This window comes from Streptosporangium sp. NPDC048886, from assembly GCF_055586905.1.
In genome coordinates, this window is sequence record NZ_JBVJHH010000042.1 from 81,473 (window position 1) to 92,471 (window position 10,999).

Here is a 10,999-nt window from a genome sequence, read left to right on the forward strand (position 1 = left end):
CCTTTCCGGTACCGCCACGGGGCGGGTCAGCCGCGACCGGCGGGGCCGCCGGCCGCGGGCACCCAGGCGGTGTGCCGTACGGCCGGCAGCGTGGTCGGGAGGTGGACCACCGCCTGGGGCCGGCCGGTCAGATGGAGCGCGTCGAGCACCAGCAGCTCGCTGCGCCGCTGTACGGCGTTCCGCGTGAGGACCACGATCCAGCCGTCGCCCTCGGCGCGGCCACGGGGGGCGAATACCGGCCGGTCGGCGCTCCAGCCCGGCGGCAGCTCCCGCACCTGGGTGCTGTCGGCCGCGAGGTCGTGGCCGACCAGCGCCCGCCCGCCGGGGGTGCGGCCGAAGACCAGCTGATGCCTGCGACCGGCCCGCCGGGAGTCCACCGAGGCCAGTTCCAGGGAGTCGACCAGCGGCCGCTCGCACGCCGTACCGCTGCCCAGGTCGAGGGTCCACCGGTGCACCCGCGGCGATCCGGTGGCGGCGGCTCCGGACCGCGCCGGGCCGTCGAAGGCCCGGTCGTGGCGGACCGCGTCGACGACCACCCGGTGGCCGTCGTCGTAGGCGTTCACCGACTGGAACACGTAACAGGGGTCGATCGGGAACCAGCGCGGTTCCGCGGTGTCGCCCGGCCGCCGCGACAGCAGCCCGATGCGGGCCGGCCGATCCTGCCGCCAACGGTAGGGGGAGCCGGCGCCGACCATGGCGGCCGCCCGGTGGTAGGTCACGGGCAGGTCGAAGACCACGACGAACCGTTCGGTGAGCGCGACCGCGTGCATGAGCGGCGCGCCGTCGAGCGCGAACGGCCGGACGGCGCGGACGGCGCCGTCCGGTCCGACGATCAGGTGCTCGGCACGGCTCAGACCGGGATAGGTGGCGATCGTGTGCCACTCGGCCGTGGCCGGGTCCTGGACCGGCAGCGCGAGGCCGCTCCGGCCCGGCCCGGCCGGGGCCTCGGCGGACCCGGCGCGCCGGGGCCAGGTCATGGGACTCGCCGCCCGGTCCAGCGGGTGGCCGTGGAACTCCCCGGCGGAGGCCCTGAGCCATCGGGCCGTGCCGCCGCCGAGCCGCACGCCGGACAGCAGGGCCGGCGCGTCCGTGGCGTACGGCCGCGCCGGATGCGGGCCCGCCTGCACGAGGGCGCCGTCCAGGCCGGCGGGTATGGCGCCGTCGACGGGCAGCCACTCGCCGAAGGGCAGGTGACGGTGGGGCGCGGGGGTGGTCATGGTGATCGGGTCGATGTGCTCTGTGACGGTCATATCGGCACCTCCCTGTGGGGCCTGACGGGTAGCATAACAGCGTTATGCTAAACATAACGCCGTTATGCAATACTGTCAAGGTGAGTCCACGCAGATCGAACCCGCAGACAGGGCCCGTCCTCGTCGACATCGCCGCACGGCTGCTCGCCGACGAGGGGCCCCAGGCGCTGTCGGCCCGCCGCATCGCCACGGAGGCCGGCAGCTCGACGATGGCGGTCTACACCAACTTCGGCGGGATGAGCGGCCTGGTCCGCGAGATGGTGTACGAGGGGTTCGCCCGTCTGCAGAGCTATTTCTCGCACGTCGCCCAGACCACCGACCCCGTCGCCGACATCGCGCTGTTCGGCCGGGCCTACCGGCACAACGCCCTGACCAACCCGCACCTGTACGCGGTCATGTTCGGCGGGGCGTCGCTGGCCGGGTTCTCCCTGACCGCGGAGGACCGCCAGTACGGCCGCTACACCCTGAGCACCGTGGTCGAGTGCGCGACCCGCTGCATCACGGCGGGCCGGTTCCGGACCGGCGACGCCGAGCTCGTCGCCCACCAGCTGTGGACCGCGATCCACGGGCTGGTCACGCTCGAACTCGGCGACTATCTGATCGCCCCGTGCGACGCCGACCGGGTCTTCGAGGCCCAGCTGACCGGTCTGATGGTCGGCGCCGGTGACGCCCTGGAGGCCGCCACCCGGTCGGTGAAGTCCTCCCAGGGGCGGCTGGAGAGGGTGGTCGAGGAGGTGCGGCCGGAGCCGCAGGACGACGAGCCCGCCGGTGCCCGGGGCCGCCCTCCCCGGCGGGGCGCGCCGGCGCGGTGAGCGGCCCGCCGGACGGGTCCGCTCACTCCCAGGGCGCCACCGGGAACCAGCCGTAGCCGAAGCGCGCGGGCAGCCGCAGGTCCCAGTAGAGGAAGGTGAAGGCGCCGACGACGATGAAGGCCACCGCCGTGATCGTCGCCACTCGTGCCGGCCTGGCGCTCATCCAGCGGGTGAAGCGGCCTCTGGTCGCGTGCACGAGCACGACGAAGAGCACCGCCATCAGCGTGATGTTGCCGAGCGACTGCAGGATGAAGACGGCGGCGCCGTAGAACGGATTGTGAGTCTGGGCCGCGTACTCGAACAGCTTGCGGAACAGCGGGAAGGGCCGCCCGACGAGGAAACCGCCGATCAGCGCGCCGATCACGATCAGGCGGGCGTTGGGGAAACGGCGTGACAGGCGGGCGAACGGATCGGGCACCACGCGCAGCGCCGCCAGGCCGAGGTAGGTGAACGCCAGGCCGATCACGCCGAAGACGATCGACGCCTGGAGGAGCCTGGGCGGCAGGCCGGAGCCGGCCGCCGCGCCGGACAGCTGGGGCAGCCGCTGGCCCAGGGCCGCGCCGATGGCGCCGTAGGCGCCGGAGATCACGATCATGCCGAGTGCGAGCCAGCCGAGGGGCCGCAGGGTCGCCCCGATCCGGACCGGGGCGGAGGCGTCCGCACGGCCGCCGGCGCGGCCGCCCCCGGCGTCCGCCATGGGGGCGATCGCACCGAACGCGGCGATGTTGCACGCGGTGAAGGTGCCGGCCAGGCCCGAGACGAAGGCGAAGATCGTCCCCGCGACCAGGCCGCCGATCTGCGTCTGCTTGGCGTCATAGCCGAGCAGCGTGTTCGCGACGTTGTCGCCGATCACGCTGTCGACGAGCCGGAAGGACCACAGCGAGGCGATCAGCGCTCCCGCCAGCACGCTGAGAAGGATGATCAGTCCTCGGTGACGGGGCAGATCCGCGGCATGAGTGTCGGGCGAGGAAACGGAGATGGGGACGCTCCGGGCCATGAGGCACCTTTCTCGAGTCAGACGCGCTGGTGGGTTGCGGGGCATGACTGAGCTGCGACCGGCTGGTCCTGGGGGCCGGTGATCAGGGGGTGGTGGACGCGCTCTCGGCGGGGGTGCCCGGGCGGTCTCCCGATGGAGAGGGGATCGGGCCCTGGATCACCGGTCCGTCCGGGTCGAGGGCCGCACCGCGCATGGACGCTCCCTACCTGCGAGGACGAGGTATCTCTCTCACACACAGCTTCAGCGAACAGCTCCACCCGATGACGCTCATGATCGCTACAGCGGTGTGGGCTGTCAACAGTCCGCCCCCAGGGGCCTGCGGGCTGCCGGCAGCCGGCCTTTCAGGGGCTGGGGGTGAGCGTGGTCAGGGCCGGGCCGGCGGACGCGACGGACACGGTCGAGGACAGGCCGGCTCCGGGACGAGTGCGGTCAAGGCCGGGCCGGCGGACGCGACGGGGAACGCTCAGGCGCTCTCCCCCATGCTGCGCTCGTGCCAGTCCGCCAGCTCCACGAGCAGGCCGTCAGCGGCGCCGCCGAACATCTCGGTGAGAACCTGCGGGCTGTCGACGATGACGACGCTGTCGAGCAGGCTGGCGCGGAGTTTGGCCGCCCGCGAGTCGCCGGCGCCGTCGGGGTCGAAGGCCGTGGCGGCGAGGAACAGCCCGCCGACGCCCGTGGACGCCGCCGCGTCCGCGGCGGCGGTGCCGGTCACGCTGGAGGCGTCGTCGGGGACGGCCGGCAGGGCGGGCCGGCCGTCACGGGCCAGGAGCGTCAGCGGGCGGGCCGGCGCGGTCTCCGGGACGCTGCCCTCGGGCACGTGGGTCTCCCCGGTGACGAGCCGCGCCTGGTCGGCGGGGTAACCCCACGGCCGGCCCTCGGCCTCATCCGCCCGGCCGGCACGGGTGAACAGGCCGCCCGCGGCGTCCAGGACGAGATCGCCCGGCTGCCACTGCTCGCCCTCGATCGGGTGGTGCGCGTCGCTCATACCGGCACGCTACCCACCAGCTCCGACAAATGACTCCCGAGAAGTGATCAATCGATGGGGCGGGCCCTACGTGGCCACGGCGCACCGGACGGACCCGGCCGCGACCGGCGGGCTCGGCGCCCGCGGCCACCTCAGCCCGGGCGCCCGCGGTCACCCCTGCGGTCCCACCGGATCTGACGGGGCCGCCGGGCCCGACGGGGCCGCCGGCTCCGGCCCGGCCCCTCCCCCGATCTGGCCCCCAGCCCATTCGGCCCATTCGCGCTGCATGGCGCTGAAGCGCAGACCCCACTCCAGGGCGAGCCGGCCGTAAACGGACAGGTCGCTCTCCCCCTGCTCCACGACCTGCTTCAGCGCCGCCAGACGCTCGCGCTGCCGCTCCGCCACCTCCGCCTCCCGCCGCAGGTAGCCACGCGCCTGGTCAGGATGGGTCTGCCCCAGGAAGAAAACCCGCAGGAGCATCTCGCTGCGGCCGGTGCGGGCGGGCTCGACCTCCGTCAGCCAGTGACGGAGCTCGGCGAGCCCCCGCTCGGCGATGCTGTACTCCTTGCGTCCGCGGGGCCCTCCGGCGGCGACCTTCACCAGACCCGCGTCCGCGAGGCGGGCCAGCTCGGCGTAGACCTGACTCTGCGTGGCGGGCCACACGTTGGCCAGGGAGATCTCGAAGACCTTCAGCAGGTCGTAACCGCTGGCGGGGCCCTGCGCGAGCAGACCCAGCAGCGCGTGGCGGAGGCTCATGACAGCGATCCTATATTCCATTATTGACATGTCATTTCTGTCAGTTCTACCTTCGACATGTCTGGATAGGAATATCGAGACGTGCCGGTCCCCTCGACGGCCGCCTCTCCCCCTGACCCCCCGGAGCTGACGATGACCACTGCCGCACCCGCGTATCTCACCGGTGACCTGGCCCCCGTCCCCGACGAGATCGGCGCCGTCGACCTGCCCGTCACCGGGACGCTGCCGGCCGAGCTCACCGGACGTTACTTCCGCAACGGCCCCAATCCGCTGCCCGGCCAGGACCCCGGCCACTGGTTCGCCGGCCACGGAATGATCCACGGCCTGCGGCTGCGCGACGGCCGCGCCGAGTGGTACCGCAACCGGTGGGTGCGGACCCGGGCCTTCACCGACGACGCTCCCTTCGCCGGCCCCGACGGCCTCGACCTGACCGCCGTCAGGGCCAACACCCACATCGTCCGGCACGCCGACAGGATCCTCGCCCTGGTCGAGAACGGCCTGCCGTACGAGATGACGCCCGAGCTGGAGACGGTCGGGCCGTGCGACTTCGGCGGGCGGCTGACCACCGCGATGACGGCCCATCCGAAGCGGGACCCGGTCACCGGAGAGCTGCACCTGTTCGGGTACGGCTTCTTCGCCCCCTACCTGACCTACCATCGCCTGTCGGCGGCGGGGGCGCTGGTGGAGAGCCGGGTCGTGGACGTCCCGGGACCGACGATGATCCACGACTTCGCGATCACGGAGAACCACGTCGTCTGGCTGGACCTGCCGGTCGTCTTCGACCTGGAGACGCTCGGGCGCGGCATGCCGTTCCGGTGGGAGGACTCCTACGGCGCCAGGATCGGCGTGATGGACCGCGCCGGCCGGGTGACCTGGTTCGACGTCGATCCGTGCTACGTCTTCCACGTGGGCAACGCCCACGAGGACGCCTCCGGCCGCGTGGTGCTGGAGGCCGTCCGCTACACGCGGGAGGCCTTCACCTCGGCCTGGTCCCGCATCGGCGACAGCGCCAACCCCGCGGCCGAGACGGACGGCGCCGTGGTGCACCGGTGGGTGCTCGACCCCGCGCGCGGCACGGTGCGGGAGGAGCAGCTCGACGACCGCGCGGTGGAGTTCCCGACGTTCAACGAGGAGCGGCTCGGCCGCGCCAGCCGGTTCCTGTACGCGGTGACCGACGGCGCGGTCGTGAAGTACGACACCGAGACCGGTGCCGGCCTTGACCGGCAGCTCGGCGGGCGGCCGGGTGAGGCGGTCTTCGTGCCCGCCCCCGGGGCCGCCGCCGAGGACGACGGCTGGCTGCTGTCGATCGTCTCCGACCACGCGGGCGACGGCTCGGAGCTGCTCGTCCTCGACGCCGCGGACCTGGACTCCGTCGCCTCCGTACGGCTCCCGCGCCGCGTCCCGGCCGGTTTCCACGGCTCCTGGCTCCCCGACAGCTGACGGCCGCTCCCCCGCGGCACGGCGGAGCGGCCGGATACGGCAGGTCAGGCGGGAGCGGCCGCGGGAGCGGCCAACGCCTCCCGCAGGAATGCCAGCTGGTGCCGGAGCAACCCCTCCACGGCCGCCTCGGCGGTCGGCGTGTGGGTGGCCCCCGGCAGCGGGAGCACCTGGTGCGGACGGCCTGCCGCCAGTAGCGCCGCCGACATCCGCAGAGTGTGCGCGGCCACCACGTTGTCGTCGGCCAGGCCGTGCACCAGCAGCAGCGGGCGGCGCAGCCGGGCCGCGTCGCCGATCGGCGAGGAGCGCTCGTAGCCCTCCGGCTCCTCGTCCGGGTGGCCGAGGAAGCGCTCCCGCCAGTGGGTGTCGTACAGCCGCTGGTCACTCGGCGCCGCACCCGAGACTGCGGCGTGGAAGACCTCCGGCATGCGCAGCACCGCGGCCGCCGCGAGCGTGCCGCCGTAGCTCCAGCCACGGATGCCCACCCGGCCCAGGTCGAGGTCGGGGCAGTGCTCGGCGGCCGCGCGCAGCGCCACCACCTGGTCTTCCAGCGGCGCGGTGAGGGTGTCACGGTGCACCGTCTTCTCCCAGGCCGGGCCGCGCCCCCGGGTGCCGCGCCCGTCGGCCACCACCACCGCGAAGCCGGACTCGGCGAACCACTGCGCCTCGCACAGCCAGGCGCTCCGGGCCCGGGTCGCCAGCCGCATCGCCGGCCCCGCGTACGGGGCCATCAGCACCGGCAGCGGACCGCCGCCCGGCCGGTGCCAGGACGGCAGCAGCAGCGCGGTACGGATCTCCCGTCCGCCCGCCCGCAGCCAGGTGACGCGCGGCAGGACCAGCGGCTCGGCGTCCAGCGAGGCGATCTCCGTGTCCGGCCGCCCGTCCCGCACCACCCGGAAGGCGCGCCCGTCCTCGGTGTGCGAGGCCAGCAGCAGCGTGCCGCCCGCCCGGTGGCCGGTGTGCAGCCCGGGCCCGTCGCTCAGCCGCACCGGCCCGCGCTCGGCGTCGTATGCCCACAGGTGCTCCTCGGTGGGCTCGTCGCCCGCGACGAACAGCACCGACTCGCCCGTCACCTCCAGGACTCCGTGGATCTGCAGCCCCTCCGGCGTGACCGGCCGGCCGTCCACGACCAGCCGCCGGGTGCCGTCGGTGTCGTCGGTGTGCACCAGCGCCCCCGACGCGGTCCGCGCGGGCGTGCCCCCGATCAGCTCCACCCACGCCGGATCGCGCTGCTCGCGCAGGAGCGTCGTCGCGCCCGTGTCCGGATCGGCCGCCAGCACCCGCAGCGTGCGCTGGTCACGGCTCTGCACACTGACCAGCGGGCCGTGCGCGTCCCAGTCGGCGGTGGCCACGTATTCGTACGCCTCCCGGTCCCAGTCCAGCTCCACGGAGGTGCCGTCGAGCCCGAGCACGTGCAGCGTGACCTCCGCGTTGGCGGTCCCGGCGGCCGGGTAGGCGATCTCACGGGGCGGCCGGGACGGATCGGCCGGGTCGGCGATCCACCAGCGCTGCACCGGCGTGGTGTCCACCCTGGCCGCCAGCAGCCGGGTCCCGTCCGGGGACCACCAGTGGCCGCGCGTCCGGCGCATGGACTCCGCCGCCACGTGTTCGGCGAGCCCCCAGACCACCTCCGGGTTCTCCGGCGCGGCCAGCCGGCGGTCACGGCCGCCGGCGAGCTCCACCACGTGCAGGGCACCGCCTGTCACATACGCCACCCGGCTGCCGGTGGGGTCCGGGCGGGGATCGGTCACCGGTCCCGCCGTGGGCACGGGCCATGGGTCGCCTCCATCGGTGTCCACCGCCCACAGCCTGCCGTCCACGGCGAAGACGGCGGTGCGCAGCGCGGCGTCGGCCGCGTAGGCGACCACACCCGCCGCGCGCTCGCGTGCCCGCTCCCGGCGGATCCGCTCCGCCTCGGGGACCGGCCCCGCCGCGCCGAGCGTCTCCGGGGCGGCGAGCAGCCGCTCCCGGTCACCGTCCAGCAGCCACAGGCAGCTCGTACGGTCCTCGCCGCCCCGGGTGCGGAGGAAGAGCGCCCGATGACCGTCCGGGGAGAGGGTGAAGGCCCGCGGGACGCCGAGGGAGAAGCGCTGGGTGCGGGCAAGCTGGAGTGGGAATCTGTTGGTGTCCATGGTGGGACTCTGCGCAGGATGACCGGGGATGACGGTGGGGAGGGGCGACGGGGATCCGGCACGCGGCGCGCCTGCGTGAGGGCGGATCGGCGCCCGGCGCCGTAGCGGCCGGCGATCGCGGCGCGTATGCGGTGGGACCCACCGGCGGCTGAGGCCGTGGTCCCGGCCGGACCACTGGTCCGGCATGCTCATCGGCGACGCCGGACGGTCCTGACATGATCATATCATGTCAGAGCGGCCGCCGGAGCCCGTGACCGCTCGGCCACGGCGCGCCCCCTGCCTGTCATGCCTCCGGCCGACCGGCGCCGCGCGGCCGTCGCATCGGCGCCGGAGCGAGGGGCGGGGTGAGGGGCCGGGGTGAGGGGCCGGGGTGCACCCGGCGCCGCCTCAGCTGTCGAGGTAGGCGAGCACGGCGAGGACGCGGCGGTGCCCGTCGGCGGCCGGCGGGAGGTCGAGCTTGGCGAAGATGCTCGCGATGTGCTTGGCGACCGCCGCGTCGGTGACGGACAGCTCGCGGGCGATCGAGGCGTTGGAGCGCCCCTCGGCGATGAGCGCCAGCACCTCGAGCTCCCGAGGGGTGAGCCGTTCCAGCGGATCACGGCGCCGGCGGAGGAGCTGGCGCACCACCTCGGGGTCGACGACGGTGCCGCCCCCGGCCACCCGCGTGAGCGCGTCGACGAACTCGGTCACGTCCCCGATCCGGTCCTTCAGCAGGTAGCCGACGCCGACGCCGCGGCCCGAGTCGAGCAGTTCGGCGGCGTAGGTCTGCTCGACGTACTGGCTGAGCACGAGCACGGCGAGGCCGGCGTGTTCCCTGCGCAGCGCGATCGCGGCACGCAGTCCCTCGTCGGTGAAGCCGGGCGGCATCCGCACGTCGGTCACCACGGCGTCGGGCCGGTGCTCGCGCACCGCGGCGACGAGGGCCTCGGCGTCGCCCACCGACGCGGCGACCGTGTGCCCGAACCGCTCCAGCAGGCCGACGAGCCCCTCACGGAGCAGGACGTCGTCCTCGGCGATCACTACGCGCACGGGATCTCCACTCGCATCAACGTCGGTCCACCCGCCGGGCTGGACAGCGACATTCTGCCATCGACCACCGCGAGCCGGTCCGACAGCCCGGTCAGCCCGGTGCCCTTCGAAGGGTCCGCGCCCCCCACGCCGTCGTCGCGGATCTCCAGAAGCAGCACCCGGCCGGTGACCTGACCGTGCACCGAGGCCCGGCCCGCCCGGCTGTGCCTGGCGATGTTCGCCAGGGCCTCGGATACGACGTAGTAGGCGGCGACCTCGACGGCCGCGGGCAACCGGTCCTCCAGCGCGACGTTCACATCCACCGGGATCGGGGAGCGTCCCGCCGCCTCCCGCACGGCGGCGGGCAGGCCGCGGTCGGTGAGCACCTGCGTGTGCACGCCACGGATCAGCTCCCGCAGCTCGCTCAGCGCCCGCTTGGCCTCCTGGTGGGCCTGGGCGAGCTGCTCCCCCGCCGGGGAGCCGGGGGGCAGGTCGAGTCTGGTCAGCCCCAGCCTCATGGAGAGCGCGACCAACCGCTGCTGGGCGCCGTCGTGCAGATCCCGCTCGATCCTGCGCCGCTCCGTCTCGAAGGCGTCCACGAGCCTGGCCCGCGAGCGCAGGACCTCACTCAGCTCCGCGTCCCGGGAGGCGAGCAGGCCCCTGGCCATCGCCCCGCGTGCCCCCGCCCAGGCGGTGAAGGTGTAGACGGCCGGGAGAAGCAGGAGCACACTCGCCGCCGAGACGGCCAGCGCCTGAGCCAGAGTCAGCTCGCCCTCCGGCGCCAGCGGCTGTACGGCGGGCGAGAGGATCAGCAGGACCGGGCCTCCGACGGTGAGGCCGACCATCACCACGTCGATCCACCACAGGGCCAGCAGCGAGGCGACGGCCAGGCCGACGCCGCGCCACCGCCCGCCCGGCGCCTGCGCTATCGGGACGGCGTCCACCAGCCGCAGCCGGCGGCGTTCGAACCCGGCCACCAGCGGGACCGCCGCCACGAAGGCGGCCAGCCCGGCGACCACCTGGACCGGCACCGGCTCCAGGAGGCCGATGACCGCCGCGACCAGCCCGACACCGCCGCAGAGCAGGACACTCGACGCCAGGTACGCCAACGACCTCCACGGCCACGACGACCGCAGGAAGGCCTGCGGTCGCAGGGAAATGGCCTCAAGGGCAGTCCGCGGATGCACGATGAGACGCTACCGCCCCTCGTGGATCACCCAGACGGCGTCGGCGCCCGGCCTGGGTGTTCTGGACGCTCTCCAGGGCGAGGCTGCCCGGCCACGGGTAGGGCCTGCGCGCTCCGGCCGGCCAGATCTCGGACGCGTCGGAGGTGCCGCCGCGCCGGAGCCGGCGTAGGAGCCGCCGGTGCGCCGGAACCGGGCGTTTAAGCCGCCGCCGCGCCGGAACCGGCGTAGAAGCTGCGGGCGCCCTCGTCCGGCCCCGGATGCTCCGGTGTTCCCAGCCGGGCATTACCGCCGGCCCTTGTGATGTGGCACTATCACGCAGGTGACCAGCAGACCCGCCGCGGCGCAGCAGCTGCGCGACCTCGCGCGGCTGCGCCGTGTCCGCGACCGGATCGACCGGGAGTACGCGCAGCCGCTGGACGTCGAGGCGCTGGCCCGCGGCGTGCACATGTCCGCCGG

The 10,999-nt window shown here is 74.3% G+C and carries 9 protein-coding genes and 1 pseudogene; 3 read left to right on the top strand and 7 right to left on the bottom strand.

The window, feature by feature from the left end; genetic code table 11:
- Positions 1-26: 26 nt before the first annotated feature.
- A complete protein-coding gene (locus ACZ6R6_RS38630) occupies positions 27-1,250 on the bottom strand; it encodes a carotenoid oxygenase family protein (protein WP_470101901.1) in 1,224 nt (407 codons plus the stop codon).
- Positions 1,251-1,330: 80 nt separating this feature from the next.
- Between ACZ6R6_RS38630 and ACZ6R6_RS38635 the strand changes: the two genes are divergently transcribed.
- Entirely contained in the window at positions 1,331-2,062 is a 732-nt protein-coding gene (locus tag ACZ6R6_RS38635) for a TetR/AcrR family transcriptional regulator (RefSeq protein ID WP_470101902.1), read from the top strand.
- Between the two features lie 22 nt (positions 2,063-2,084).
- Here the strand turns inward: ACZ6R6_RS38635 and ACZ6R6_RS38640 are convergent, their stop codons facing one another.
- The 3 genes from ACZ6R6_RS38640 to ACZ6R6_RS38650 all read right to left on the bottom strand — a co-directional run bounded on the left by ACZ6R6_RS38640 (position 2,085) and on the right by ACZ6R6_RS38650 (position 4,779).
- Entirely contained in the window at positions 2,085-2,969 is an 885-nt protein-coding gene (locus ACZ6R6_RS38640) for a hypothetical protein (RefSeq protein WP_470101903.1), read from the bottom strand.
- A 553-nt stretch (positions 2,970-3,522) separates the two neighbouring features.
- Positions 3,523-4,044, bottom strand: a complete 522-nt coding sequence (locus ACZ6R6_RS38645) for a hypothetical protein (protein WP_306870560.1) — start codon at positions 4,042-4,044, stop codon at positions 3,523-3,525.
- 150 nt (positions 4,045-4,194) lie between these two features.
- The gene (locus tag ACZ6R6_RS38650; RefSeq protein WP_470101904.1) at positions 4,195-4,779 is read right to left on the bottom strand and encodes a PadR family transcriptional regulator; all 585 of its coding nucleotides are present in this window, start codon (positions 4,777-4,779) and stop codon (positions 4,195-4,197) included.
- A gap of 132 nt (positions 4,780-4,911) precedes the next feature.
- Here ACZ6R6_RS38650 and ACZ6R6_RS38655 point away from each other — a divergent pair, with 132 nt between their 5' ends.
- Positions 4,912-6,219 (top strand): carotenoid oxygenase family protein, encoded by a 1,308-nt coding sequence (locus tag ACZ6R6_RS38655; protein ID WP_470101905.1) that lies wholly within the window; start codon positions 4,912-4,914, stop codon positions 6,217-6,219.
- Between the two features lie 44 nt (positions 6,220-6,263).
- On the opposite strand, the gene ACZ6R6_RS38660 is transcribed toward ACZ6R6_RS38655, so the two are convergent.
- From ACZ6R6_RS38660 to ACZ6R6_RS38670, 3 genes are all read right to left on the bottom strand, one after another.
- Complete coding sequence (locus tag ACZ6R6_RS38660) at positions 6,264-8,348, bottom strand: S9 family peptidase (RefSeq protein WP_470101906.1); 2,085 nt, start codon at positions 8,346-8,348, stop codon at positions 6,264-6,266.
- A 387-nt stretch (positions 8,349-8,735) separates the two neighbouring features.
- A complete protein-coding gene (locus ACZ6R6_RS38665; protein WP_470101907.1) occupies positions 8,736-9,377 on the bottom strand; it encodes a response regulator in 642 nt (213 codons plus the stop codon).
- The gene (locus ACZ6R6_RS38670) at positions 9,368-10,465 is read right to left on the bottom strand and encodes a sensor histidine kinase (protein ID WP_470101908.1); all 1,098 of its coding nucleotides are present in this window, start codon (positions 10,463-10,465) and stop codon (positions 9,368-9,370) included. The genes ACZ6R6_RS38665 and ACZ6R6_RS38670 overlap by 10 nt, the downstream gene beginning before the upstream one ends.
- A 388-nt stretch (positions 10,466-10,853) precedes the next feature.
- Between ACZ6R6_RS38670 and ACZ6R6_RS38675 the strand changes: the two are divergent.
- A pseudogene (locus ACZ6R6_RS38675) lies at positions 10,854-10,999 on the top strand (AraC family transcriptional regulator); the annotation flags it as partial.

What these genes read in the sequence shown, in the direction of transcription:
- ACZ6R6_RS38650 (WP_470101904.1), bottom strand. Translation starts at nt 4,779, where the DNA reads ATGAGCCTCCGCCACGCGCTGCTGGGTCTGCTCGCGCAGGGCCCCGCC.
- ACZ6R6_RS38630 (WP_470101901.1), bottom strand. Translation starts at nt 1,250, where the DNA reads ATGACCGTCACAGAGCACATCGACCCGATCACCATGACCACCCCCGCG.
- ACZ6R6_RS38645 (WP_306870560.1), bottom strand. Translation starts at nt 4,044, where the DNA reads ATGAGCGACGCGCACCACCCGATCGAGGGCGAGCAGTGGCAGCCGGGC.
- ACZ6R6_RS38655 (WP_470101905.1), top strand. Translation starts at nt 4,912, where the DNA reads ATGACCACTGCCGCACCCGCGTATCTCACCGGTGACCTGGCCCCCGTC.
- ACZ6R6_RS38660 (WP_470101906.1), bottom strand. Translation starts at nt 8,348, where the DNA reads ATGGACACCAACAGATTCCCACTCCAGCTTGCCCGCACCCAGCGCTTC.